Source organism: Polynucleobacter corsicus, from assembly GCF_018688255.1.
Lineage (GTDB): Bacteria > Pseudomonadota > Gammaproteobacteria > Burkholderiales > Burkholderiaceae > Polynucleobacter > Polynucleobacter corsicus.
Genome location: NZ_CP061314.1, coordinates 1,042,450 through 1,068,633, shown reverse-complemented (window position 1 = coordinate 1,068,633; position 26,184 = coordinate 1,042,450). Strand labels below are relative to the sequence as shown.

Here is a 26,184-nt window from a genome sequence, read left to right as displayed (position 1 = left end):
ATGGAAGAGATTAAATTTCTAATAAAGGGTAGGGCAATGAATCGATCATCAAGACAGGTCCATCGCTCGCACCAAGATGTATTGCTCCAATTTCTAAGGCATCCAGCTTGCATTCCACCTGTAGATCAATACGAGCTAAATTTTCTGCATTATTAGCTGCCAGTACCACCATACCGCATGGTTGACTGACATCATCTTCTTGAAATAACTCTACGCCTGGTTTTGAAAGTTCCAGTGCAGTTGCGCTCGAATCAATGTGAACAAGTTGAAGTCTACGTTTTACTGCGCCACGATATTGGCTCCGAGCAACAATTTCTTGTCCCGGGTAACATCCTTTTTTAAAATCTACACCAGCAACAGATTCAAAGTTAATCATCTGCGGAACAAATTGCTCCTGAGTTGCTAGAACAATTCTGGGGATTGCACTCAATACTTCTAAAGAATTCCACTGATTTAGTGATTTCTGATCCACTGATGACAGAGAGATCCCCGCCTTTTTCTGGGCGATGAGGGTGCGCTGAAAAGATTGATTTTGAATCAACACGTCAGGCATGCGTAATACGAGAGAGTCTTTGGGTGGATTGGAGGATTGGCCAGCATTCTGGCTTTGATAGGCGCCTAATACTTCCCAATCATCCGAGGCATCCACTACTTTTACTTTTGAGCGTAGTACGTACATCGACAATCGTTTTGCAGTGCTCGCAGCAATATCTTTGGAAACAAAAAGGCCAAAACGGTCATCCGAATCAACGGATTCCGGAAACAGTCCGAGCCAAGCGCTAGAAAGAAGGCGTCCTTTAGGGCTGCAATAGCCAACTAATCGAACAGAATCGGAACCATGGGCAATATCACCCGGCATAGTGCGCTTGAGGCTAAGTACGGAGTTGCTTAATTGACTTTGTAGTAGGGCTGCGGCATCAGGTCCCTCGACCAAGATCAAGCCCCAATCGGTCAAAGGGGTAAATCCATGGTTTAGGCTGGAGGCAGGCATTGTGGCGTTTTCTGTGCTGAAGGTCATGAGCTTTTATCATAGCCTGATGAGCAGAAAATTTCAGAGAAGTCTTTTTAGTAAACCTTCTAAGGGTGGCGAATGGAAATCCTTTGCCCTCATCTTCATTTCCCTACTGCTGATTTTGTACGGAGCCATCTTTTTATGGCCTGTTGTACCCGAGGGATCCAATATTGATAAGGGATCTGCCTATAAAGTTAAAATCTCTCCCCAGTCTGGCCTTTCTGCAATTGGGGGTCAGCTGTCTGAGCAGGGCGTGTCGACAAATGTAGTTACTTTCCAAGTGGCAGCAAGAGCGCTATTTGTTGGCTCTAAGTTAAAACCAGGAACCTATTTATTGACTCCCCGCGCTAGCCTGGGAAGTATCTTGTTACAAATAGCCCGCGGCGATCGAGTTCGAGAAAGTGTAGCCATCATTCCCGGCATGACCATATGGCAACTTAGGAGCCTGATAGATAAACATCCTGCGTTAATTCATCAAACTAAAGGCATGAGCTCTAAGGAGCTACTAAAGACTATTGGACTTACTTATCCTGGCGATGAGGGACTCTTTTATCCAGATACCTATATTTTTGACCCAGACGATTCAGATACCTCTATCTATCGAAGGGCTTCACAGGCTATGCAAAAGCAGCTTGCAGTTGCTTGGGAGCAAAGGGACTCAGCTACACCCTTAAAAAAACCTTATGAACTACTCATTTTGGCCTCGATTGTGGAAAAGGAGACTGGGCGCTCGAGCGATAGATCTCTGGTCTCAGCTGTTTTCGTGAATCGCCTCAATTTAAAGATGCCCCTCCAGACTGATCCAACAGTGATTTACGCTATTGGCCCTAAATTTGATGGCAATCTGCGAAAAACAGATTTACGTAGAGACAGTCCCTACAATACTTATATGCACAAGGGTTTGCCACCAACGCCAATAGCCATGCCGAGCAAGGAGTCGCTTCTCGCTGTGATGCATCCGGCAAAAAGTGATGCGATATATTTTGTAGCACGCGGTGATGGCACTAGCCATTTTTCCAAAACCTTGAAAGAGCATGAAAGCGCAGTTGATCAGTTTCAACGTAAACGCAATTCCTCTAATCAATCAAAGTCTCAATAACTGTTATGACAGCTCAATTTCCAGGTTATTTTATTAGCTTTGAAGGTATCGATGGCGCGGGTAAGAGTACACACATTGAATCGTTCAGCAACTTGATTAAGCAGCGATATCCTGATCGCGATGTTGTGATGACTAGAGAGCCCGGTGGTACTCAATTAGGTGAACAGCTTCGCGCTTTATTACTCGACGCCCCCATGAATTTAGAAACCGAGGCATTGCTGATGTTTGCTGCTCGTAGGGAACATATTGCACAAGTAATAGAGCCGGCACTACAAGCAGGAAAGATTGTGATCTCTGATCGCTTCACGGATGCTAGCTTTGCTTATCAAGGTGGTGGTCGTGGCTTAAGCTTGTCTAAGTTAAATGATTTGGAGAAGTGGGTTCAGGGTCACCCTGATGGTTCATTACTTCAACCTAATTTGACCTTCCTTTTTGATTTACCTGGTTCAGTTGCACAAGCTAGGAGATCAAAGGTAAGGGCGCCCGATAAATTTGAAAAAATGGATTTAGATTTTTTTGAAAAAGTTCGTCAAGAGTATTTACGTAGAGCAAAAGCAGATTCAAATCGCTTTTATCTAGTCGATGCTACCCAAACACCAGAAGCTATTTGGCATGAACTCGAGTCATTAAAGATGAAGCTCTAAATGAGTGATGTGATGTTAGCAAATGCGTCAGTAAAAAAAATAGCTCCATGGCTAGAGCCCATCTGGGATGGTATGAACCTGGCCGCGTTTCCTAATGCAGTTCTGATTCATGGTCAGTCCGGTATTGGTAAGTTTGAGTTTTCAATTGAATTAGCTAGGGCGCTGTTGTGCGAGACTTCCTCCGCTATAAAGCCTTGCAAGCAATGTGAAGCCTGTCGGTGGTTTGACTCAGGTAACCACCCTGACTTTATTGCGCTAGTCCCAGAAACGCATCGTAAGCTTATGCCGCAGGGTGATTTTGACTCAGATGAATCACCTAAAAAATCCAAGGCCAGTCAAGCTGATACCGATGGTGATGCGCCCGAGAAGAAAGAAAAGAAAAGCATTTCCATTGAAGATGCACGCAGTGCAATCGAGGGGCTCTCTATTGGGTCTCACCGTGGTGGAAACCGAGTCATTCTGGTTTATCCGCTAGAAATGCTCAGATCAGACTCCGCAAATACTTTGCTGAAATCCCTTGAAGAGCCTCCAAAAAATACTATCTTCATTTTGTTAGCAGACCGCCTTGATCGTGTCTTGCCAACCATTCGTTCTCGCTGCCGCTTGCTGTCCGCACCGCGACCAGATCGATTGAGTGGGCTTAATTGGTTGCGTACCCAGCTGGGTATGATTCCTGGCTTAAAAATGAGTGATGCCGATGTCGAGTCTATTTTTGACGAGCAGGGTGGGGCACCCTATGCAGTATTGGATTCCTTAATTGCGCGTCACAATAAAGATGAGAAGGATGAGCTGACGATTGCTATCCAAGCTTCACGTTTTTTATTGCAAGCAATGTCGCAGGGCGCTCGGATCAATTGGCTAGATGCTGCTGATAAGACGCAAAAAGCTCGATATTCAGTTTTGTTGGCTACTATGCAGCGATGGGTCTCTGATGTGCAAAGTTGCGCCCAAATGGGTTCGCCGCGCTATTACCCCAAGCATGAGGCTACTATCAAGACGCTTGCGCAACAAGCGCGTCTTCCAAAGCTGCTTCGCTTCTGGAAGTCTCTAATACAGGCGCGGCGTCACGAAAATCACCCATTGGCCACCCGTATCCAACTAGAAGCATTGCTTTCTCAGTATCAGCAGGTATTTGAAGACTAAAATAGCGAGTCATGTTTATAGACTCACATTGCCATCTCGATTTTCCGGAATTTCAAAGCCGTCTACCTGAGGTTTTGTCGAATATGGCCGCCTGCAAGGTTAGTCATGCCTTGTGCGTGTCGGTAGATATCCCTGATTTTCCCAAGGTAAGAAAGCTGGCTGAAGACCATGCTCATTTATATGCCTCGGTTGGAGTCCATCCAGACTACGAAGATACGCCAGAGCCTAGCTTTGAATTCCTAGTCGAAGAATCAAAACATCCCAAAATCATCGCGATTGGTGAAACGGGGCTTGATTACTTTCGTATGGGCGATCGCAGCTATGAATCCATGGAATGGCAAAGGGAACGCTTCAGAACGCATATACGCGCCGCTATTGCAGCTAAGAAGCCTCTGATCATCCATACACGGTCCTCTTCCGCTGACACCCTCAGAATCCTCAAAGAAGAGGGCGCTGATCAGATTGGAGGCGTCATGCATTGCTTTACAGAGACCACCGAAGTTGCCAAAGCTGCCATTGACATGGGGTTTTATATTTCCTTTTCTGGCATTGTGACTTTTAAGAGCGCAAAGGATCTACAGGAAACTTGTAGAGAAGTTCCCCTGGATCGCATGCTGATTGAGACCGATTCGCCTTATTTAGCCCCAATTCCTTATCGCGGTAAGACGAATGAGCCAGCCTGGGTTTCTAAGGTTGGTGAATTTGTTGCTGATCTGAAGGGTGTTTCAGTTGAATTGCTGGCAGAACAGACTTCAAGTAACTTTTTTCAATGTTTTCAGATAAATAGAGCGACATTATGAGAAGTATATTTAAATATAGCCGCTTTTTTTATGTCTGTTTATTGTGCTTTTCTAGCCTGGTAATTGCGCAGACTGCTGATCAGATTACGGATTTCACTAAAGCTGCGAAGTTTGATGATGTCTCTGAGGTGCAATCTTTAATGAAAGCAGGTGTTAATCCAAATACGCTAGATCCTAGAGGTACCCCCATGCTGATCCTGGCTATTCGGGATAAATCTCTTAAGGTCACGGATTTATTGCTCGCAAATCCAGCCACCAATGTCAATTTGACCAATAAAAGCGGTGAAAATGCACTGATGATGGCAGCTTTTGATGGTCAGCTGCCTTTAGTGAAGACTTTGGTTGTTGAAAAAAAAGCTGCTGTCAATAAGCCTGGTTGGGCACCAATTCACTATGCGGCCACTAATGGTCATTTAGAAATAACTCAATTCTTAATGGCCAATGGCGCTCAGGTGAACGCATTGAGTCCAAGTGAGACAACGCCATTAATGATGTCTGTTGGCTCCGGCAACGACCAATTAATTAAATACCTGCTTGATAACGGCGCAGACCTGCGCATGAGAAATCATGAGGGTTATACAGCTATAGATGTTGCCCAATTATTTGGCAAGGATGATATTCGTAATGGCTTAATGTCACGTTGGCTAAAGCTCTATAACCAGCCGTATCCAGGCGGTCCTAAGAAGACTCCTTGATAAGTTACATATCTGCTTAATGCGTATAATCATTATTATGTCAAACAAGAAATGTAACTGGATTTAACGGATACCATCGATGACTTTAAGTGGCTTGTTAGACAGGCTTCCTGGACTTAGCTCCCTACCCAGCTTCAGCACACTCCTTGCTGAAATTAATGCGGATATGGGCGATAGTGATATCTGGATCTTGTTATTTCTGACGTGTTTGATGCTGACATTCCACGGCTTAAGCGTTTTATCAATCGCAGGCATCTTTCATTGGATTGACCAAAAACTCGAAAATAAACGGGTCTATGGAGCGAACTTTGTATCGTATTTCTTTGCAATTTTATTGATTATTGCTATCCACCTGCTTGAAATCATTGCCTGGGCATACATTTGTTTGGGATTGCAAGTATTCCCAACCAACCTTCAAACCCTGTATTTTGCCGGCGAGATGTATACAACCGTTGGCTATGGCGAATATATTCTTGCTACGCGCTGGCGAATCCTCCCCATTATTATTTCTTTCTCCGGAATCTTTGCCGTATCCATGTCTGGGGCTGCGCTTTACACCATGATGGGTGCTTTATTGGGTAGATCAAACCAAAACCCCAGATCAGGCTCCGGGTTTTAAATAAGTAGCTGTAGCCCCCTTGGGCTTATTCAACTAGCTTGGATTTATCAATGGGCGCCCTTTGCTTGAATACGAGCTCCAAGATGCGTCCATTGGACTCCAGAGAGCGCATTCTGCCGGGTAACCAATCTAGGTCTCTCGCCAGCCAGATATCGACCTGGCGCTTGTAAGGACTACTTTCCCGTTGCATCAGAGCGTAATGGCGATTAATCCCTTTGCCTAGACTTGGAATATCCTCTGATTCTTTCTCGCCATAGCTTTTAAATTGCCACATCTCAAGAGTGTCGTAGTCCACCACAGGAATACTTCGGATACTGCCAGTCTCATCGATCTTGTCACTGCCATTGAGTAAAGAGGCCAGTTGAAAAAGTAGGCTAAATCGATCTTGAGTACCTGGTAATAGATCGGGTGTGAATTCTGGCTTTTCAGAGAAGTACATCTTCCCTGCTCCGCTCTGATCACGATCAAAACGGGAATAGCGCGGTGGTTTTGTGCCGCGCTGTGTCCAGTATATGGATGGAGCTATGCCATAGGCATCAACAGAGCCCCTGGATTCAAAAACAAAGGGACCGACAATGGCGTAGGGTATGTTGATGTGCAACCTGTAATTATTGCCCTCAGTGATCCAGTCCAGTTGAGCGGCTTGAATGAGTTGGCCATCAACATAGGCATCAAAATAATACGTGCCGGACTCAGGAAGCCGAAATGTCTGCCCAGATTGATTGCCCAATGCACCCTGCTCTCCTTTTCCCCGATCTGATAAAGGGTCCGCTGAGACGGCCTTAGTTTCCCTGGGCGGCGCTTTTTTCTTTGGCGCCGCAGTCATCTGTATTTTCTTTGGGGGCTCGACCCGTAACTCTGTTTTGATGATGAGATCTTCGGCAATGGGCGGTGCACTACCAAAAGAGAAAAATGGAAACCCAAAGAATAAAATCAGGTGCCCCAAAAGCGAAAGAAAAATTGCAGAAGTCAGAATCCACAGGGATTTTTTTGGCAGAAACTGAAGCCGATTGCCGATTGCATCCATCAAGAAATTAATGCTTGATAAAGTCGATTACTGCTGGCAGGTGATTGGCGTAGTCTGAAATTCCGTGATCGCCACCTTCGAGGATCAGTTGTTTGGCGTCAGGATAAAAAGCTGCCATTTCTTTCCAGTCCAAAAGCTCATCACCTTTTGCGGCAATTAAAAAGTAACGCTCTGGATCAGTTATTGGGTCTACCTGCAAGGCACGTAATTCATCGATGTACTCAGCCTTAAAGTCAAATGGCTCTTCGCTGTCATAGGCAGTCATCATGCCAACATGGGGCGCCAATTCTCTGGCAGCATATACAGCAGGATTAAGGGCAATGCCTTTGCATTGATATTTTTCAGCGAGATAGTTGGTATAAAAACCGCCCAAGGAGGATCCGACGATTACCAAGTGATCAAATTTGGTTTGACCGATATGTTTAGTCACCATCTCCAGACTTGCTTTTGGAGACGCAAGTAATTGAGGGCAATACCATTCATAAGAATGATTTGCAGATGAAAGTGCCCTCACCGCCTCCCCAGTCATTACTGCCTTGGTTGAGTTTGGTGAAGACCGAAAGCCATGTAAATAAACAACCAAGGTTACTGCCATACTTCTTCCTCTAGCTTTTTTGACCTATTTCAAAATTAGCCATTTTTTCTAATGCTTTGACCATGGCAGAATGATCCCACGATTTTCCACCGTGCGCTGCACAGGAATTAAATAATTCTTGTGCGCTAGCGGTATTGGGCAAACTAACGCCCAGAGCCTTGGCGCTGCTGAGAGCCAAACTTAAATCCTTTTGGTGAAGCTCAATCCTAAAGCCAGGATCAAAAGTGCGATTGATCATGCGCTCACCATGAACTTCAAGTATTTTTGAGCTGGCAAAGCCACCCATTAATGCCTGTCTGACTTTTGCTGGATCAGCTCCCGCCTTAGAGGCAAATACCAAAGCCTCTGCAACCGCTTCGATATTTAAAGCAACAATAATTTGATTGGCAACTTTAGTAACTTGGCCGGCGCCATTATCACCAACTAAAGTAATATTTTTTCCCATCAAATCAAATACAGGTTTGACCTTGTCAAAGATGGCTTGCTTACCACCAACCATAATGGTGAGGCTTGCACCCTTTGCACCTAATTGACCGCCAGATACAGGCGCATCTAAGTATTCACAACCAAGATCATTGATACGCTTCGCAAAATCTTTCGTGGAAATCGGAGAGATAGAGCTCATATCAACAACGATCTTGCCTTTGCTGAGACCTGAAGCAATGCCGTTCTCTCCAAAAAGTACTTTTTCTACATCAGGAGTATCTGGGACCATCGTAATAATGATGTCCGCCTTAGTTGCAACTTCTGCTGGTGTAGCACAAAGAACGGCAGCGGTATTGGCCAACTCGGCAGGAACTTTACTGCGAGTGTTGATAAAAAGCTCATGACCTGCTGCGACCAAGTGACCTGCCATTGGCGCGCCCATAATACCTAAACCTACAAAGCCTAGTTTTAACTTACTCATCATTCATTCCTAAATTATTATTAATTTATTGATATGCGGATCAATTGATTTTTACTGCTCGTATTGACCCATCCAATGTAGGCCAGCCTCAGTCGTTTTCAAAGGCTTGTATTCACAGCCGATGTAACCTGTGTATCCAAGTCGAGTTAATAAATCAAATAAGTAGCTGTAATTTATTTCACCGGTACCGGGTTCATTACGACCTGGATTATCTGCCAACTGAATATGCGCAATTCGATCAAAGTATTTTTGTATCGTATTGGCTAGCTCACCTTCCATACGCTGGGCATGGTAGATGTCGTACTGTAAAAAAGCATTATCAGCAGCAACCGCATCCAATATTGCAATACCTTGAGCGGTTTTAGAGAGATAGAAACCAGGGATATCAAAGGTATTGATTGGCTCAATCAATAGTTTTAATCCCGACTTCTTCAGTTCAGCAGCGGCAAACTGTAGGTTGCTGACAAAGGTGTCGTGGACTAATGCTGGATCAACTCCCTCGGGAGTCTTTCCTGCCAAGCAGTTAAGTTGGGGTACACCCAAAATACTGGCGTACTCAATTGCCTTCGCAACACCAGAGCGAAACTCAGCGACACGGTCTGGGTGACATGCGATACCCCTCTCCCCCGCATCCCAATCTCCAGCTGGCAAGTTGTGCAATATCAACTTTAAGGCGTTGTTATCTAAAGCAGATTTGATTTCACTTACTTCAAAAGCATAAGGAAATAGGAATTCAACGGCTTTGAAGCCTCCAATTTTGGCTAGCGCAAAGCGCTCCAAAAAAGGTTTTTCATTGAACAACATCGTGAGGTTAGCTGCAAACTTGGGCATTCCTATTCCTTAATAACAATCAAACTGGATGATACATGGGTAAATTCAAGGCAATGAAGCGATTACTCTAGAAGACCGGCGGCTACCAATCCTTCTGTTCCAGCAGGATGGCGGCAATCAATATCTTCAAATTCGTTCACATTATTAATTTCGGTACCCATCGCAATATTGGTGATCTTTTCTAGAATGATCTCTACCACTACAGGTACGCGATGCTCTTTGGCCATCTTCTGCGCCTCAATCAATGCAGCATTGATTTTATTTGGATCAGAGACTCTGATGGCTTTGCAACCAAGTCCTTCAACAACTTGAACGTGATCAACGCCATAGCCCTTCAGGTTTTGATCATCTACATTGATATTGTCAAAGGCCAATTGCACGCAATAATCCATCTCAAAACCACGCTGCGCTTGACGGATTAAACCTAGGTAACTGTTATTTACTAAGACCATCACTAGCGGCAAGTTAAATTGTGCGCCAACTGCTAATTCTTCAATCAAGAATTGGAAGTCGTAATCACCCGCAAGTCCGACTACAGTCTTTGTTGTATCAGAGGCCAATGCACCCAATGCAGCTGGAATTGTCCAGCCAAGGGGGCCTGCTTGACCGCAGTTGATCCATTGACGAGCACCATAGACATGCAAGAATTGTCCGCCAGCAATTTGCGATAGGCCAATAGTCGATACATAAACAGTATCGCGACCAAATACGGAATTCATCTCTTGATAGACGCGTTGTGGCTTGATAGGTACATTATCAAAGTTTGTTTTACGTAGCATCAAGCTCTTACGCTCCTGGCAACGCTCAACCCACTCACTGTAGTTAGATAACTTGCCTTGCGCTTTCCATTCTTTAGCAACTTCGACAAACAACTCTAAGGCTGCTTTTGCATCGGAAACAATGCCGTAGTCAGGATTAAATACGCGGCCAATTTGCGTTGGCTCAATATCAACGTGAATAAACTTGCGATCTTTGCAATACACATCGATTGATCCTGTATGACGGTTAGCCCAGCGGTTACCGATGCCCAAAACAAGATCACTCGCCAACAAAGTTGCATTGCCATAACGGTGTGAAGTTTGAAGGCCGACCATACCTGCCATCAACGGGTGATCATCCGGAATGGTTCCCCAGCCCATGAGGGTTGGGATCACTGGAATGCCAGTCAATTCTGCAAACTCAACCAATAGTGCATCTGCATCGGCGTTAATAATGCCGCCGCCAGCAACAATCAGTGGCTTTTTAGCAGACATCAACATTCCCAGCGCTTTTTCGATCTGCTTGCGGCTAGCTGCTGGCTTGTAAACCGGCAATGGCTCATATGTATCGATATCAAATTCAATTTCAGCTAATTGAACATCAATCGGCAAATCGATTAGTACTGGGCCGGGACGGCCTGAACGCATTACATGAAATGCCTGTTGGAAAACGCGTGGCACTAAGCCAGGCTCACGAACTGTTACAGACATCTTCGTTACTGGCTTAGAAATCGTCTCGATATCAACAGCCTGAAAATCTTCCTTGTAAAGACGGGCACGCGGAGCTTGTCCAGTAATGCAAAGAATAGGAATAGAGTCAGCACTTGCGGAATACAGTCCTGTAATCATGTCAGTACCAGCTGGGCCAGAAGTACCGATACAAACACCAATGTTGCCTGCTTTAGCTCTTGTGTAACCTTCAGCCATGTGTGAAGCGCCTTCAACATGTCGGGCTAGGATATGTGTAATTGACTGACGTTCGCGTAACTGTGCGTAAAGTGGATTAATGGCAGCTCCAGGAACACCAAATGCAGTGGTGATACCTTCTTTTTCCATTACTAGAACTGCTGCCATTGCGGCTTTCATTTTGGCCATGATGTTTCCCTTGCTGTTTAAGAATGGTTACATCATCAACACTTAAAGATGAAATGAGAATGCCATTAGCCATCATATGTGCTATTCCAAAATGGAATACCCTAACAAAATCGAGTTAGAATTCATCAATGGATCGTATTCAGGGAATAGCTCTTTTTGTCCGAGTCGTAGAAACCGGCTCATTTAGCAAGGCTGCAGCCAGCCTGGGCATTACTCAGCCCACCGCAACGAAGCACATCGCCTTTTTAGAAAAGCGTCTTGGCTCTCTTTTATTGCACCGCAGCACAAGAGGGGTTACACCAACTGAAATTGGCGCGATTTACTATGAAAAATGCAAGATTATTTCTAGAGAACTTGAGGAGGCAGATAATCTGGCCGCCCTACTGCAAGGCGAGACGCAGGGGAAATTGATCATTAGCTCTTCCGTTGCCTTTGGGCGCCGTATATTGACCCCGCTAGTACTTCAGTTCATGAGTCAGAACCCGAAACTAGAGATACATCTGAGTCTTGAGGATCAATTTGTCAATTTGGTTGAAAGTGGCGTCGATCTTGCGATCCGCATGGGTCGCCTCGCAGACTCCTCTCTGGGCTCGCGCTATTTGGGCTTAAATCCATGGGTATTGGTGGCTAGTCCAGATTACTTGAGGCAGCACGGCACTCCAAGTCATCCAGAAGATTTGGCGTCACATCAGGCCCTAATATATAGCTCAGTTCAGGATAATCACCGTTGGCACTTTAGTGGAGGTGATGGGGAGACGATCTCAATACCTGTTAAGGGCCCGTTGTACTCTAATAACTTATCTGCTTTGCTCGCTGCAACCATCGGGAACATGGGTTTGGCTACTATTCCTTGGTACGTCGCTTATCACTCGATTAATAAAGGCACCCTGCAACCGATATTGACTGAATGGAGTCTGCCCTCCCAGGAAATCCACGCTGTCTTTTCATCGCCTCGTTTAGTGCCGGGCAAGGTGAGTCAGTGCATCGACTGGTTGCAATGCCACTTTTCTGGGAACTGGTGGGAGCGACTTTAAGCTGGGCATCCCAACCGATCTCTTTGCATAAAGTGCTAACTGCTTTCTATTGAACCGCCACCCTACTCTTCTGTGACCTTACTAACAGAATTTTGCAATTGAAATACGCTAATATCACTGTAGATACTCAATATTAAGGAAAGTTATGAAAATTAAAATCGCCCAAATCTCCCTAGTAGCAGTAACAATGTTGGCTAGTCCAGCATTTGTAATGGCTCAAGCACCTGCTGCTAATGCTGTAGTGGTAGACGCAGCCGTTACTGACAATATTTTCCAATTGTACGAAGGTACTGTTACGAAGATTGATAAGAAAACACGTACGATTTTCTTTAAAAACAACGATGGTGAATCCAAGTTTATTGCTGGTCCTGAAATTAAGAGTTTTGATCAGATTAAAGTGGGTGACCGACTCAATGTGACCTATGAACTTGCTGTTGCAATTGAATTGATTAAGACTAAGAGTGATGGTATTCGTAGCAAGGTGGAGACTTCATCAGAACTAGCTTCTAAGCTAGGCGAAAAGCCAACTCGTACCATTACCAACACCACGACCATCATTGCCGATATCGTAGCTGTAGATCGCGCTAAGAAATTAGTATCGGTTAAAGGTCCAAGTGGCAAGATCACTGTTGTTACCGTTAAGAACTCGCAGCTGTTAGCAGATGTCAATGTTGGTGAGCAGGTTCGAGTGATTTACTTTGATGCGATGGCTGCGTCTATTACGCCTCCAAAGAAGAAGTAAGTTAAATAGAGCGCGGGTATTAGCAAGGATTTGATTTGAGCATTCGCACCTTTTGGATCCTTGCACTTGTTTCTTTACTCTCTGCGTGCGCGAGCACTACCCGCTCGGGAGCGGTCGGAGTTAACCGATCACAATTTATGATGGCTTCTTCTGAAGAGGTCAATCGGCTTTCTGCGGCAAGTTATAACGAGCAGAATCAAAAAGCAAAAGAGAAAAATATACTCGTCACTTCTGGCCCTGCTTATGAGCGATTGAAATTCATTGCAAATAGGCTGATCCCACAGACTGAGGCATTCCGAGACGACACTAAGCAATGGGACTGGCGGCTCACTCTTATTGATGCTCCCGTTTTGAATGCTACCTGCGCACCCGGCGGAAAGATCACTTTCTACACCGGAATTATTGATCAACTGAATTTAAATAATGATGAAATTGCAGCCATCATGGGCCATGAAATTGCCCATGCCCTAAGAGAGCATGGGCGAGAGCGCGTATCTCAAGCTGTTGCACAAAACGTATTGGTGAACATTGCGATGGTCGTAGCTGGCCCCTATGGTTCCGCAGTGGGCGCTGCAAACCAGGTTGCTCAATATGCAATCATTTTGCCAAACTCGAGAGAGAATGAATCAGAAGCCGATGCCATTGGATTGGAGCTTGCAGCAAGAGCGGGATACAACCCTATGGGCGCAATTAGCGTTTGGCAAAAAATGCTGAAGGCAACCAAAGGTAGTAGCTCTCCAGAATTCTTATCCACCCACCCTTCTGGTGAAACCCGAATCGAACAATTAACTGCGCTAATGCCGGCAGTTGAGCCTCTGTACAAAGTGGCACCAAAACCAGGGCTCACAAAGTAAAGCCTTAATAAATTACTTAAAACGATAAGCAAGTGCCATAAACATCGTATCTTGAAACGAGCGAGTTAGAACCGGGCTGTTATTAACTCCAGAACCTAGCCATTTTCGTTTTACGTATAAATTGACGTACCAATCATCTACTACTGGAATTTCAAGCAAAAATCCTGCCAATGGGTTATTTGAACTAGAAGCTGTATACGCTCGATATCCAGTAGCTTGCGCCTGCTCAGGAGTGACCCCATAGTAGTAATTTGCAAAAGAGCCTGATTGACGCTCCATACCTACTTGCGGATAGAGGGTAACTTTGCTAATTAACTCGATCTCCCCAAAATAATTAAGCTCGAGGAGATTGCCTTTTGACTGACCAAAGTCATGGTAGGCATTCAGAAAAAATGCCCCAATAGGTGTATCTTGAAACGTTCCAAGACCGATAGGTACTTGATAGCCTTTGTTAATTGTTTGAGCGTTAATGGTTGATTTCACCTTATAGGAATCGGGATCAACTTTCCCCACGATTTCAAGAAATCCGAATCCGACAGGCAAAGTTTTAAATGCCATCTGATCAATACGCATTGCAAAGCGCTTATAGTCAAAAAATCCATAGGGTAATGCCGTTGATTGGGCGCCATAGCTACCAATGTTCAGATTGGTGCTGTACACGGCAGCTCCGATATCGCCCACAATCCGGTCTGGAATCCCGTTTGGAATATCAGAATCTGAACTATTTGCAGCGTAAACCACAAAAGTGCTTGATAACAAGCAAAGTAATATCGAATTTACGGCTAGTTTTATGCATTTCGTCATTCTGTGAATCTAACACGACTGAGCAGCAACTGTAAAATCACTTTAACCACTTAATGGAAGCGTTATGACCAACCTATTACAAATCATTAAAAAATTTTCCCAACTCACAGTTTTAAGCGCTTTCCTTTTCATAAGTTATGGCAATGCACAATCATTGGACCCAGTGCTCGGCGTTTGGAAAACGATTGATGAGAAAACAAATCAACCTAGTTCATTAATTCGATTGGAAGAGAAAAATGGTGAATTAATCGGCACCGTTACGGAATTGATTCCTACCCCTGGCGAAACACTGGTAACTCATTGTAATTTGTGCAAAGATGAGCGAAAAGGTAAGGCCATTACCGGAATGATAATTATGAAAGGTCTCAGGAAATCCAGCCCAGGAGTTTGGTCGGGTGGAGAAATTCTGGACCCCGAAGAAGGCGAGATTTATAAGGTAAAAATCACCATGGTCAACGACAAAACACTGGATGTAAGGGGCTATATTGGCATCCCCTTGTTGGGAAGAACTCAAACTTGGGTTCGTTAAGCCCTATTCCAAACAATAAATAAACCACACAGCAATCAAACTGTCTAAGTTAAAAGGAAAACCTTTATTTTTTTGGCTTGTTGCGGCGCTAAGTTGTTAGCCGGGGGAGTTGCTGGCTTAGGTTGTGGAGCAACTATTGGTGCGGGAGGCTTTGGGGTAGTGACAGAGGATGGGTTAGTTGGACGACTATTTTGAGCGCCACTTGGTGAAGTCGGAGAGCCTTTTTCAAAGGGATTAAAGCCCAAACCGGCAGCACCTGCAGGCAGTGACAAAAATCCAAGAAAAATGATAATAAGCTTTTGCATGGCAACATTTTGGCACATTCTATGGTGAAAGTCATGGATATGATGGGCTTTTATCGCAAGAAAATGAATCTCAAGGCTTATTCGGCGCCTCTTTATCTTTGGAGATGAGGTTTATTGCATTTTTCAGACTTCTGCTGGCATCACTTAAAAGCTGAAAATTACTATCGCTGACGCGGGAGAGCAAAACTGCCTTGTAACGCTCTCGCTGCAACCACTCTACGATCCCAACAGCAATAAAAGCTATCAGGATGTATGAAAAAAATACAAAAGAATCTTGGGGTGTTGGAATATCAAATGAGTCAAAAGGTGGCACGAAGAAAAAGAAGGCCAAGGGAATCGAAATAATAATTGTTATGAGGCTGGGCACGAATCCATAAAAAAGCGCTATCAAGATCGTGTTCAGAATAAAAAAAGTCATCGGGAGGTTGCCCTGCAAAAATATATGCAAGCTATAGCGTATGGAAAAAGCTACAAACACACCAAATACTGCAAAAAAATAGGCTTGAGGTCCATTTATTGCCCAGCGCTTCGTATTTTGTATTTTCATGAGTAATAATGAGGTTATTAATAAATAGGCACCAGAAACACCCAATGACAGTCACATCAGATCAACAAGATCGCTACGAAACATTCTATCAAGGTAATTCTGGTCATGCGGTGATTCTTTTGCCTGGGCTTTGTGGGTCTGAATTGGAAATGGGTGTTATTCCCAGACTCTTACGTCAATCTGGCCATACTTACGTGATTCCAAAAATCCCTGGCTACTCAGCACATACGGGTTTAAAAAGCTACCAAGATTGGATTGAAACGGTAGATCATCTTATTTATGACCTAAGCTCTACCCATGAATCAGTATCACTTGTTGGGTTAAGCATGGGAGCTACCCTTGCACTTGCGGTTGCTGAAAGAAATACCACTATTGCATGTATTTCTCTGCTATCCCCGGTCATTTTTTTTGATGGATGGTCTTTGCCTTGGTATCACCCATTTTTATCCTTAATTTATAAATTGGGATTTCGAAATTGGCACTATAAGGAGTCTGAACCATTTGGCGTTAAAAACAAAGAATTACGCAGACACATTAAAAAAGCCGTTATGGCTAACTCTGTAAGCGAACTAGGCGCAGCACATCTCCCAGCAAAACACCTCTATCAGTCTTTGAAATTGGTCGCAGATACGAAAAAAAATCTCGAGGACGTTACATCAGACGTATTGATTATCCATGCCATTGATGACGAAACTGCTTCACCTAAAAATCCTGACTTCATAATCAAAAAAATTAGATCAGAAACCTGTCGAGTAGTCTGGTTGGGTAATTCTTACCATATGATTACTGTAGATAATGAACGTGAAGTTGTAGCCAATGAAGTCATTAAATTTATTGGAATGTCCCAACAAAAAGGAGCTCTACTGGAGCAGCTCGAGCTTGCATCTCCCAATCTCATCATCAAAAATCGGCATGAAGGCTAAATATATAAAATTGAGTTTGGTATTTGGCTGGGTTTTTATTTCTACCTGCCTACTCACCCATTCCTCTTATGGGCAAACGCTTCCGCCTTTTCAGTTTTCCGATACAAACTACCAGGCCATTCCATTAGGCGCCTACCTTGCTGAGCTTAATGAAAAAAATCATTCCTTAAAGGTAAAAAAATTAAATTCTGACTCTGCGATATCCATTGCCAAGCAGGCCGGAATGCCAAACTTAAACCCTATCCTCACTTATGCGCGCGGCAGTATCTATACTCAAGCGCCCTATGCTGGCTATACGAATCCATCATCCAATACTTTGGGGGCTACGGTTACGATAGAGGGTTGGGGTAAGCGCTCCGCCCGTGAGGCTTATGCGCAAGCCGAAGCTAACCGACAGTTATCTGAGATGGTTGTTGAAGCTAGATCAGTTGAGACTCAAGCAATTTTTAACTATATCGATGCGCTGAGAACAAAATTATTATGGCAGTCCTATCAATTAGCACTTGATAAACTTAACACTATTAAGTCTGCATCCGTAATAGCTCAAAAAGCTGAATTTCAAGCAGCTCAAAAAGTTCTTGCTAATGATTTGAAATATTACTCCTACGGCTTATTGGGCCTAATTGGAGCTCAAGATCACCAGCTACCCCTTCCGATGGGCACTCTAAAAATAGAGCCTCAAAAATTGAAGGTTGAGGAACTCGTTGATCAGGCGCAAAATAATAGAGTGGAGCTTGTAACAAATAAAGCTTTTATCGAATCTGCTAATGCTAATTTAGAGCTTGTTAAGGCCGGGAAAAATCCAGATTTCCTGCCCGGAATCTACTACAACGAGACACCGCCATACACCTCAAGCGGAGTGGGTTATGGAACTCAAAAATCATTTAGCTTTTTAGTCTCTATTCCTCTTGGCAATGGCATGTTAAATAATTCTGATTTGATCGCTGCCTCAAACAGCGTGACTGAGCAAGAGGTCAATTTAATCGCGGCGAAATCAAAAATTATTACTGAAATTAACCAAACTTACTTACAGTACCAGTCAGCCAGGGATCGCCTTGAAACTTCGACCAATGCCTACAACCAGGTGAAATCATCGCAAAATTCAGGTCTTCAGGGATTACTAAGATTTCGCGATGCGGAATACGAATTGATAGATGCGCGTACTGTTCATGCAAAAACTCTGATACTGTTACAAAGATTAAGCGGGAACTTTGAAGTTCCCAATTTGAATTGAGTTTGATAAGAGGTCACAATGAATGGCGGAATGAAATCATTAGCAACTTCTATGTTGATATCAATATTATTGATGTTAACGACATCCGTTGACGCAGCCCAAACTCAAGCACAGCAGCAAGCTGCTGAGGCAGCCTCCAAGGCAGCTGCTGCTGCGGCAGCCTCCAAGGCAGCTGCTGCTGCGGCAGCCTCCAAGGCAGCTGCGGCAGCGTCTAAGGCAGCTGCTGCTGCGGCATCCAAAACTGCAGCGATAAATGCATCAACCAAAACTAATTCAACAGCATCAACAATGACTGCTACAAAGAGCAGCACTAGCGTTGCTAGTCCCGCTCCAACAACAAGCAAGACTGCAGTCGGTGCAAGCGCTAGCCCCAGCTTATCTAATACAAAGAACCCTTTAGCTGCCTCAAACAATCCGCAAGTTATTAGTCGTGCCGACGGGAACAAATCATCCAGTCAGCCTGGTAATGCTGGGGGACCTACGGATAGTGGCAATTATGTGAACACTTCACCTACTAGCCAATAATTTTCTAAACAAATTTAGGAAATAAAAAAGCCCTTTTGAAAGGGCTTTTTTAATGCTATTGGCGGAGCGGACGGGACTCGAACCCGCGACCCTCGGCGTGACAGGCCGATATTCTAACCAACTGAACTACCGCTCCAATTACATCGCTTGCTACTTGTGTCACTTCTTACTACTCACAACTAGCCAAAAATTTTTGGCGTCCCCAGGGGGATTCGAACCCCCGTACTCACCGTGAAAGGGTGATGTCCTAGGCCTCTAGACGATGGGGACCTGGATTACTACTAAAACAGTACCGCTATTGTAAATGCTTGGTGGAGATAAGCGGGATCGAACCGCTGACCTCTTGCATGCCATGCAAGCGCTCTCCCAGCTGAGCTATACCCCCGTAATCTCGTTAAAAACCTACAAGACACTCAAAACAATCCAAGATTTTATCCTATTTTTGTAGGAGGAGGCAAGTTCTGGTTTAGACCACCTTGGAAAGCCTTGCTAATGCCTCATTCTTACCCATCACCAACAAGACAGAGTCAATGGCTGGCGTCTGTGTAGTGGCAAATAAAGCGTAACGCACAGGCATTGCTAATGCTGGCATTTTAATTTGATGCTTGGCTAACACTTCTTTAAAAGCTGCCCCATAAGCCGCTTTTGTATGCTCAGCAGATTGAATGGCTTCAATCAAATCTTTCATGGCAGGAATGATTTCAGCAGGGATATTTTCTGCAATTTGTTCGCTGTTATGAGTAGGTGCTGGTAGATAGAACAGCTTAGCCCCTTCAGCGATTTCAATCAGCGTATTGGCCCGATCTTTTAGCAGCGAAACTACTTGCACAAAATCCGGGCCACTCTCTGTATCGATGCCGAGTTCATGTGCAAATGGCTTAGTTGCCTCTGCCAGTTTTTCTGGGTCTGCATTCTGAATATATTGATGGTTTAACCAAAGTAGTTTTTCAGGATTGTGTTGTGCTGGGGATCTACCAAGACTGCCTAAGTCGAACCAATTCACAAACTGCTCTTTAGTAAAAATCTCTGCATCACCGTGTGACCAACCTAGCCTTGCTAGGTAATTCAGAATAGCCTCAGGCAGGTAGCCTGCTTTTTGATAATCACGCACACTCATGGCGCCATTACGCTTACTCATTTTTTCACCAAAGTCATTAAGAACTGTTGGTAAATGGGCGTATACCGGTGTTGTGCCACCAAGCGCCTTCATGATGTTAATTTGGCGTGGCGTGTTGTTGACATGGTCATCTCCACGAATCACATGGGTGATGTTCATATCAAGGTCATCCACTACAACGCAGAAGTTATAGGTTGGCGTACCATCGGGACGGGCAATCACCAAATCATCTAACTCATCATTGCTGATTTCGATCTTGCCCTTAACTGCATCTTTCCAAATCACAGATCCACCAATGGGATTCTTGAAGCGAATCACAGGTAAAACACCTTCCGGTATTGCTGGCAGAGTCTTGCCGGGTTCAGGACGCCATTGACCGTTATAGCGTGGCTTTTCTTTATTTGCGATCTGTTGGTCACGTAGCTTATTGAGCTCGTCTTCACTCATGTAGCAAGGGTAAGCAAGGCCAGCATCGAGCATCTGCTTTACAACTACTCGATAACGATCAATACGCTGCATTTGATAAATTGGGCCTTCGTCTAAATCTAGACCAAGCCAGGCCATGCCTTCAATAATGACGTCAACAGCCTCCTGTGTGGAGCGCTCAACATCGGTATCCTCAATACGCAAAATAAAGTCGCCTTGGTTATGGCGAGCAAAAGCCCAAGGATATAAAGCGCTGCGAAGGTTGCCCAAGTGAATAAAGCCCGTTGGACTGGGGGCGAAACGTGTTCTGATATGCATAAACAGCATTATCTCAGGTCAGCATTGGATTTGATTATTTGGCACTCTGATCGTCAAAAAAGTGGATACTTTCACTTATGAACGAATTACTTGTATTTATGTGTGATGGTGCCCCGGTCCGAGGGGAAATTGTTTCCATTAGTAGCGCCTGGCAGGCCGTATTGGAGCGCCGTAATGACCCCCCTGTAGTTAAGCAAATCCTGGGTGATTTTGTGGGTGCAGCAACCCTGTTGAGCGCCAGCCTCAAATTTGATGGGACATTGATTATTCAAGCCCAAAGTAAAGGCCCTATTCAGCTACTCGTGGTCGAATGCAAGTCCGACCTGACCATGCGAGCTACCGTAAAACTATCTATACCCCCCGAAAGCATTAATCCCAATGCCACTCTGGGTGAATTGCTAGATGCAGACAATACTGGGCGTCTAGTAATCACCCTAGACCCATCAGACCGCCAACCTGGTCAAGCGCCCTACCAAGGGATCGTGGCCCTCCAAGAGCACCGCGGCACCGTCATTAAGCCCGTTACCAGTGCTGCCGAAGCTATTGCCCTGTACATGCAAAACTCAGAACAATTGGATACCCGTATTTGGCTAGCATCCAATGACACCCATGTCGGCGGATTGCTGTTGCAGCGATTGCCAGATTCAGGGGGTCATGCTCATCTCGATCCTCAACTTGCCGCTGAAGGCTGGACCAGAATTCAGACCCTAGGTGAAACAATTACCAATGAAGAATTACTCACGCTTTCGCCGGACACTATCTTGCGCCGCCTCTTTTTAGAGGAGTCCACAGAAAGTGGTGTCAGAAGCTTTCCACCCCGCCCTGTTCGCTTTAGCTGCCGCTGTTCACGCACCAAGGTGGCCGATATTCTGAGAATGCTAGGCGAAGAAGAGGTTGAAAGTATTCTTGCAGAGCAAGGCGCCGTAGAAACTGAGTGTGATTTTTGTGCAAAGGCCTATCGCTTTGATGCAGTTGATTGTAGGCAGGTCTTTAAAACAGATCTATTAGCAGATGCCACAAGGCCACCCTCTAGCGGGCATTGAGCGACTTTAGGTTTAGTTACTGTTTGGTTGCAGTTGGCTTTACGCCATCAGCAGCATTCGAGGCAGATTTTTCGCTTGGTAGGATTTGTATGAAGAACTCTCCCTCCTTGAGCATGCCATGCTCCACACGAGCCCGCTCTTCAATCGCGCGGGTACCATCTTTTAAATCCTTCACATCGCCAGTGAGTTTGGCATTACGCAAGCTCAGCAGGCTATTCTTAGCCTGCTGTAACTCAAGCTGCTTCTCCATCTCGTATACCTTCAGCCATCCACCCTTACCCAACCAAAGTGGGTACTGGATTGCGATCAGCAATAACAGCATCGAGTAGATGACAATGCGCATGAGCTAAAGGGTAACTAGTAATTAGCGTTTGAGGTTATAGAAAACAGACTTACCTGGGTAGGTAGCAACATCACCCAAGTCTTCTTCAATCCGCAACAACTGGTTGTACTTGGCAATCCGATCAGAGCGAGACAAAGAGCCGGTCTTAATTTGACCAGCATTGGTACCAACAGCAATATCAGCAATGGTGCTGTCTTCTGTTTCACCAGAGCGATGCGAAATGACAGCCGTGTAATTAGCGCGCTTCGCCATTTCAATCGCAGCAAAGGTCTCAGTTAAGGTGCCAATTTGATTTATCTTAATCAGGATGGAATTAGCAATGCCTTTCTCAATTCCTTCCTTGAGAATGCGAGTATTAGTCACGAAGAGATCATCGCCAACCAATTGGATCTTTTTACCTAATTTTTGAGTAATGTCAGCCCATCCATCCCAATCACTCTCGTGCATACCGTCCTCAATCGATACGATTGGGAATTGATCGGCTAAGTTACCAAGGTAGTCTGAGAATTCGCTTGAAGTCAGTTGCAGGCCTTCACCTGCTAGGTGGTACCTACCGTCTTTATAGAATTCACTAGCAGCGCAATCCAAGGCTAGCAAGACATCTTCACCAGCTTGGTAACCAGCGCCTTCAATAGCCTTCATGATGGTTTGCAAGCACTCTTGATTGCTCTTGAAATTAGGTGCAAAGCCACCCTCATCTCCAACAGTTGTTGGCATACCTTGAGCACCCAGAATCTTTTTCAATTCATGGAAGATTTCAGCGCCACAGCGGAGTGCTTCACGGAAGCTTTGCGCCCCTACTGGCATCACCATAAACTCTTGTATATCTAAGCTGTTATTTGCGTGAGCACCACCATTGACAATATTCATCATCGGCACGGGTAATTGCATGCCACCCGAACCACCAAAGTAACGATACAAAGGTAAGCCGGCTTCTTCTGCAGCGGCGCGTGCTACAGCCATAGAAACGGCCAAGGTTGCATTAGCACCTAAGCGCGCCTTGTTATGAGTTCCGTCCAGTTCGATCAAGGTGTGATCAAGAAATGCCTGCTCGCTTGCATCAAGACCCAGAATGGATTCAGCGATCTCGATATTAATGTTTTGTACAGCCTTAAGTACACCTTTACCTAGGTAACGGGCCTTATCACCATCACGTAGCTCAATCGCTTCCCGTGAACCTGTCGATGCGCCTGAAGGCACAGCAGCACGCCCCATCACACCCGATTCAAGCAATACATCGCATTCCACTGTGGGGTTGCCGCGTGAATCTAAAACTTCTCTACCGATGATGTCAACAATGGCGCTCATGCACCTTCTCCTAAATTAAATGAATATGGGGGGTTACTTAAAGCTGTCTTCTAAAAATGATCCAGGCTTCTTCACAACTGAGTCAATTGCCACTAAAGACTCAAGCAATTCTTTCATGCGGTTCAATGGCACAGCATTTGGGCCATCTGAAAGTGCTTTAGCTGGATCTGGGTGCGTCTCCATAAATAAACCACTGATGCCTACTGCAACAGCAGCACGTGCTAGAACGGGAACGAATTCACGTTGGCCGCCACTGGCATTCCCTTGACCACCAGGAAGTTGTACTGAATGGGTTGCATCAAACACAACTGGCGCTTTTGCTTCACGCAAAATAGCCAAACTACGCATATCAGAAACTAAGTTGTTGTATCCAAATGAGGCGCCACGCTCGCAAACCATAAATTGATCTGGGAGATTAACTTCTTCAGCTGCTGCACGTGCTTTATCAATTACGTTGAGCATTTCATGAGGAGATAAAAATTGCCCCTTCTTGAAATTCACTGGCTTGCCACTCTGGGCACAAGCGCGTATGAAATCCGTTTGTCTACACAAGAAAGCAGGCGTTTGAAGTACATCTACTACTTTTGATACGGGCGCAATTTCACCAATATCATGAATATCCGTCAATACTGGCACACCGATCTCTCGCTTCACCCGAGCTAGAATCTCCAGACCTTTTTCCATGCCCAAGCCGCGAAAAGAAGTTCCAGAGGAGCGATTGGCTTTATCAAAGGAGGACTTATAAATAAATGGAATACCCAGCGCAGTAGTAATCTCTTTGAGTTCACCCGCGATATCCAAGGCGGATTGCTCAGACTCAATGACGCAAGGACCCGCAATTAAAAAGAAGCGATGGTCTAAGCCAACGTCAAAACCACATAACTTAAATGCACTCATGTGTTTCTCCTAGGCAGCTTGCTTTTGAGTTGCGACTTGATGAACTAATGATGCCTTAATAAACGCAGAAAACAATGGGTGACCATCACGTGGAGTTGAAGTGAACTCTGGATGGAACTGCACACCAAAGAACCAAGGGTGCATAGATTTAGGTAATTCCATCATTTCAGGCAAAGACTCATTGGGAGTTCTAGCAGAAATAATCAGCCCAGACTTCTCAAGGCGGGGAACATAAACATTATTGACTTCGTAGCGATGACGGTGACGCTCGTTGACCTCATCACCATAGATCTCATGAGCCAGAGTACCAGCCTTAACGGGACAACGTTGTGAGCCAAGGCGCATAGTTCCACCCAGATCAGAATCATTGCTACGCTTCTCAACTCGACCTTCGCGATCAACCCACTCTGTAATTAAAGCAACCACAGGATTTTCGGTCTCCGGGTCAAACTCAGTACTGTTAGCCTGAGCAATATTGGCAACATGGCGAGCAAATTCAATCACAGCTAATTGCATGCCTAAACAAATACCTAGGTATGGGATATTATTTTCACGGGCATAACGAATGGCAGCAATCTTTCCTTCGGTACCGCGTTTGCCAAATCCACCTGGCACTAGGATTGCATCTAAATTTTGCAGGCAATCAATACCCTCTTTTTCAATCACTTCAGAATCAATATAAGTAATATTGACGCGAGTGTGATTATGAATTCCAGCATGACGTAAAGCTTCGATCAATGACTTATAAGATTCAGTTAACTCAACGTACTTACCAACCATGCCAATAGTGACATCATGTTGCGGGTTAGCCAACTCGTAAACCAAGTTTGCCCAAACTGATAGGTCTGCAGGTTCAGCTTGAATATCCAATTCGCGACAAATCAAGTCATCCATACCTTGCGCTTGAAGCATTTCTGGAATTTTGTAGATAGTGTCAACATCCCAAACTGAGATCACTGCCTCTTCACGCACATTTGAGAAAAGAGAAATCTTAGCGCGCTCATCTTCTGGTATCGGACGATCTGCACGGCACAACAGTACCGTCGGCATGATGCCAATTTCACGTAACTTCTGTACCGAGTGTTGGGTGGGCTTGGTTTTTAACTCACCCGCACTACTGAGATAAGGCACCAGAGTAAGGTGGATAAAAGCACAGCTATGCCTTGGAAGACGAATGCTCATTTGTCGAGCGGCCTCTAAAAATGGTAGCGACTCAATGTCACCAACAGTTCCGCCAATCTCACAAATCGCAATATCAGCCCGACCATCGTGACTCGCTTTAGCGCCCCGCTCTATAAATGCCTGTATCTCATTCGTAATATGCGGAATTACCTGAACAGTTTTACCTAGGTACTCGCCACGTCGCTCTTTACTGATAACAGACTCATAGATCTGTCCAGTAGTGAAGTTATTGCTCTTGCGCATCTTTGCAGAAACAAAACGCTCGTAGTGCCCAAGATCGAGATCGGTTTCGGCGCCATCTTCAGTAACAAAGACTTCACCATGTTGAAGCGGGCTCATTGTCCCTGGGTCAACGTTGATATAAGGGTCTAATTTTAGGAGGGTGACTTTCAGGCCGCGGGATTCGAGAATCGCGGCAAGCGAGGCAGCTGCGATTCCTTTCCCTAAAGAAGAAACCACACCACCAGTGACAAAAACGTATTTGGTCATCGCTTAAGCTCTGTTGGAAATGGTAATTATAACGATAGCGACCGAGCTATTAAAAATTCCTTTGAAACTCAATGAACCAGGGTGCTGATGTCCGTGATTTAGACGTTTGCAACTTTTTAGATTCATACTTTTGTAATGTGAAATGGTTTTCCTCTCTTTAAATCCCCACTCCGTACAAACTGACCTTCTTTGGCTTCCATTAAGCTCAACAACACGGCTTGGAATCCCCAAGTTGATGAGTAATTGCCTAAATTTTAAGCAATTTAGGATATTTTTGACGATTAAGTCTTATATAAGACATGAATTAGCAATTACAATAGACTGATTAAGGGATACACC

General features: G+C 44.8%; 28 protein-coding genes and 3 tRNA genes. 14 read left to right on the top strand and 17 right to left on the bottom strand.

The genetic code is table 11. From position 1 onward, the window contains the following. Positions 1–10 precede the first annotated feature (10 nt). Positions 11–1,018: a CAF17-like 4Fe-4S cluster assembly/insertion protein YgfZ gene (ygfZ, locus tag C2747_RS05555; RefSeq protein WP_215330642.1), complete on the bottom strand. Its 1,008-nt coding sequence runs from the start codon at positions 1,016–1,018 to the stop codon at positions 11–13. 19 nt (positions 1,019–1,037) lie between these two features. Between ygfZ and mltG the strand changes: the two genes are divergently transcribed. From mltG to C2747_RS05525, 6 genes are all read left to right on the top strand, one after another. Further along, positions 1,038–2,111, top strand: coding sequence for an endolytic transglycosylase MltG (gene mltG, locus C2747_RS05550; protein ID WP_215330641.1), 1,074 nt, complete (start codon positions 1,038–1,040; stop codon positions 2,109–2,111). 5 nt (positions 2,112–2,116) lie between these two features. Continuing rightward, entirely contained in the window at positions 2,117–2,755 is a 639-nt protein-coding gene (tmk, locus tag C2747_RS05545) for a dTMP kinase (protein WP_215330640.1), read from the top strand. Beyond that, positions 2,756–3,898 (top strand): DNA polymerase III delta subunit-related protein, encoded by a 1,143-nt coding sequence (locus C2747_RS05540; RefSeq protein WP_251374697.1) that lies wholly within the window; start codon positions 2,756–2,758, stop codon positions 3,896–3,898. 11 nt (positions 3,899–3,909) lie between these two features. After that, positions 3,910–4,698, top strand: a complete 789-nt coding sequence (locus C2747_RS05535; RefSeq protein WP_215330639.1) for a TatD family hydrolase — start codon at positions 3,910–3,912, stop codon at positions 4,696–4,698. Further along, positions 4,695–5,393 carry an ankyrin repeat domain-containing protein gene (locus C2747_RS05530; RefSeq protein WP_215330638.1) on the top strand — a complete coding sequence of 233 codons (699 nt, stop codon included), beginning with the start codon at positions 4,695–4,697 and terminating at the stop codon, positions 5,391–5,393. Before C2747_RS05535 ends, C2747_RS05530 begins: the two co-directional genes overlap by 4 nt. 79 nt (positions 5,394–5,472) lie before the next feature. Then, entirely contained in the window at positions 5,473–6,012 is a 540-nt protein-coding gene (locus tag C2747_RS05525) for an ion channel (RefSeq protein ID WP_215330637.1), read from the top strand. Positions 6,013–6,037: 25 nt separating this feature from the next. Here the strand turns inward: C2747_RS05525 and C2747_RS05520 are convergent, their stop codons facing one another. The 5 genes from C2747_RS05520 to gcl form a co-directional block, all read right to left on the bottom strand. Next, positions 6,038–7,039, bottom strand: coding sequence for a DUF3108 domain-containing protein (locus C2747_RS05520; RefSeq protein WP_215330636.1), 1,002 nt, complete (start codon positions 7,037–7,039; stop codon positions 6,038–6,040). A 7-nt stretch (positions 7,040–7,046) separates the two neighbouring features. Continuing rightward, complete coding sequence (locus C2747_RS05515; protein WP_215330635.1) at positions 7,047–7,634, bottom strand: YqiA/YcfP family alpha/beta fold hydrolase; 588 nt, start codon at positions 7,632–7,634, stop codon at positions 7,047–7,049. A gap of 10 nt (positions 7,635–7,644) precedes the next feature. After that, positions 7,645–8,541, bottom strand: coding sequence for a 2-hydroxy-3-oxopropionate reductase (gene glxR, locus C2747_RS05510; RefSeq protein ID WP_433915488.1), 897 nt, complete (start codon positions 8,539–8,541; stop codon positions 7,645–7,647). Positions 8,542–8,592: 51 nt separating this feature from the next. Beyond that, positions 8,593–9,372, bottom strand: coding sequence for a hydroxypyruvate isomerase (gene hyi, locus C2747_RS05505; RefSeq protein WP_215330633.1), 780 nt, complete (start codon positions 9,370–9,372; stop codon positions 8,593–8,595). Positions 9,373–9,434: 62 nt separating this feature from the next. Beyond that, positions 9,435–11,225 carry a glyoxylate carboligase gene (gene gcl / locus C2747_RS05500; RefSeq protein WP_215330632.1) on the bottom strand — a complete coding sequence of 597 codons (1,791 nt, stop codon included), beginning with the start codon at positions 11,223–11,225 and terminating at the stop codon, positions 9,435–9,437. Positions 11,226–11,353: 128 nt separating this feature from the next. On the opposite strand from gcl, the gene C2747_RS05495 reads away from it, so the two are divergent. The 3 genes from C2747_RS05495 (at position 11,354) to C2747_RS05485 (ending at position 13,855) form a co-directional block, all read left to right on the top strand. After that, positions 11,354–12,259 (top strand): LysR family transcriptional regulator, encoded by a 906-nt coding sequence (locus C2747_RS05495; protein WP_215330631.1) that lies wholly within the window; start codon positions 11,354–11,356, stop codon positions 12,257–12,259. Positions 12,260–12,404: 145 nt separating this feature from the next. After that, entirely contained in the window at positions 12,405–13,001 is a 597-nt protein-coding gene (locus tag C2747_RS05490) for a hypothetical protein (protein ID WP_215330630.1), read from the top strand. Between the two features lie 35 nt (positions 13,002–13,036). Then, positions 13,037–13,855, top strand: a complete 819-nt coding sequence (locus C2747_RS05485) for a M48 family metallopeptidase (RefSeq protein ID WP_251374696.1) — start codon at positions 13,037–13,039, stop codon at positions 13,853–13,855. A gap of 12 nt (positions 13,856–13,867) precedes the next feature. Here the strand turns inward: C2747_RS05485 and C2747_RS05480 are convergent, their stop codons facing one another. Beyond that, positions 13,868–14,659, bottom strand: coding sequence for a MipA/OmpV family protein (locus C2747_RS05480; RefSeq protein ID WP_215330629.1), 792 nt, complete (start codon positions 14,657–14,659; stop codon positions 13,868–13,870). 64 nt (positions 14,660–14,723) lie between these two features. Between C2747_RS05480 and C2747_RS05475 the strand changes: the two genes are divergently transcribed. Next, positions 14,724–15,188 (top strand): DUF2147 domain-containing protein, encoded by a 465-nt coding sequence (locus C2747_RS05475; protein ID WP_215330628.1) that lies wholly within the window; start codon positions 14,724–14,726, stop codon positions 15,186–15,188. 44 nt (positions 15,189–15,232) lie between these two features. On the opposite strand, the gene C2747_RS05470 is transcribed toward C2747_RS05475, so the two are convergent. Together C2747_RS05470 and C2747_RS05465 are read right to left on the bottom strand one after the other, a co-directional pair. Further along, positions 15,233–15,493: a hypothetical protein gene (locus C2747_RS05470; RefSeq protein ID WP_215330627.1), complete on the bottom strand. Its 261-nt coding sequence runs from the start codon at positions 15,491–15,493 to the stop codon at positions 15,233–15,235. 70 nt (positions 15,494–15,563) lie between these two features. Then, on the bottom strand, positions 15,564–16,040 hold the full coding sequence (locus C2747_RS05465) for a DUF4118 domain-containing protein (RefSeq protein ID WP_215330626.1): 477 nt from the start codon (positions 16,038–16,040) through the stop codon (positions 15,564–15,566). 44 nt (positions 16,041–16,084) lie between these two features. Between C2747_RS05465 and C2747_RS05460 the strand changes: the two genes are divergently transcribed. From C2747_RS05460 to C2747_RS05450, 3 genes are read left to right on the top strand one after another with little or no spacing between them, the layout of a single operon-like run. Further along, a complete protein-coding gene (locus C2747_RS05460; RefSeq protein ID WP_215330625.1) occupies positions 16,085–16,963 on the top strand; it encodes an alpha/beta hydrolase in 879 nt (292 codons plus the stop codon). Next, positions 16,953–18,197, top strand: a complete 1,245-nt coding sequence (locus C2747_RS05455; RefSeq protein WP_215330624.1) for a TolC family protein — start codon at positions 16,953–16,955, stop codon at positions 18,195–18,197. The genes C2747_RS05460 and C2747_RS05455 overlap by 11 nt, the downstream gene beginning before the upstream one ends. A 51-nt stretch (positions 18,198–18,248) precedes the next feature. Next, positions 18,249–18,722, top strand: coding sequence for a hypothetical protein (locus tag C2747_RS05450; RefSeq protein ID WP_215330623.1), 474 nt, complete (start codon positions 18,249–18,251; stop codon positions 18,720–18,722). 59 nt (positions 18,723–18,781) lie between these two features. Here the strand turns inward: C2747_RS05450 and C2747_RS05445 are convergent. The 4 genes from C2747_RS05445 to gltX all read right to left on the bottom strand — a co-directional run bounded on the left by C2747_RS05445 (position 18,782) and on the right by gltX (position 20,592). Continuing rightward, a tRNA-Asp gene (locus C2747_RS05445) sits at positions 18,782–18,858 on the bottom strand. Positions 18,859–18,916: 58 nt separating this feature from the next. After that, positions 18,917–18,992, bottom strand: a tRNA-Glu gene (locus C2747_RS05440). A gap of 39 nt (positions 18,993–19,031) precedes the next feature. Then, positions 19,032–19,107, bottom strand: a tRNA-Ala gene (locus C2747_RS05435). Between the two features lie 81 nt (positions 19,108–19,188). Next, positions 19,189–20,592, bottom strand: a complete 1,404-nt coding sequence (gltX, locus tag C2747_RS05430; RefSeq protein WP_433915487.1) for a glutamate--tRNA ligase — start codon at positions 20,590–20,592, stop codon at positions 19,189–19,191. 68 nt (positions 20,593–20,660) lie between these two features. On the opposite strand from gltX, the gene hslO reads away from it, so the two are divergent. Beyond that, the gene (hslO, locus tag C2747_RS05425; protein ID WP_215330622.1) at positions 20,661–21,626 is read left to right on the top strand and encodes an Hsp33 family molecular chaperone HslO; all 966 of its coding nucleotides are present in this window, start codon (positions 20,661–20,663) and stop codon (positions 21,624–21,626) included. 16 nt (positions 21,627–21,642) lie between these two features. Here the strand turns inward: hslO and ftsB are convergent, their stop codons facing one another. The 4 genes from ftsB to pyrG are packed head-to-tail and all read right to left on the bottom strand — an operon-like array spanning position 21,643 to position 25,845. Beyond that, positions 21,643–21,969 carry a cell division protein FtsB gene (ftsB, locus tag C2747_RS05420; RefSeq protein WP_215330621.1) on the bottom strand — a complete coding sequence of 109 codons (327 nt, stop codon included), beginning with the start codon at positions 21,967–21,969 and terminating at the stop codon, positions 21,643–21,645. A gap of 21 nt (positions 21,970–21,990) precedes the next feature. Then, positions 21,991–23,277 (bottom strand): phosphopyruvate hydratase, encoded by a 1,287-nt coding sequence (gene eno / locus C2747_RS05415; protein WP_215330620.1) that lies wholly within the window; start codon positions 23,275–23,277, stop codon positions 21,991–21,993. 33 nt (positions 23,278–23,310) lie between these two features. Next, on the bottom strand, positions 23,311–24,174 hold the full coding sequence (gene kdsA / locus C2747_RS05410) for a 3-deoxy-8-phosphooctulonate synthase (RefSeq protein WP_215330619.1): 864 nt from the start codon (positions 24,172–24,174) through the stop codon (positions 23,311–23,313). Between the two features lie 9 nt (positions 24,175–24,183). Then, the gene (gene pyrG / locus C2747_RS05405; RefSeq protein ID WP_215330618.1) at positions 24,184–25,845 is read right to left on the bottom strand and encodes a CTP synthase; all 1,662 of its coding nucleotides are present in this window, start codon (positions 25,843–25,845) and stop codon (positions 24,184–24,186) included. Between the last annotated feature and the right edge of the window lie 339 nt (positions 25,846–26,184).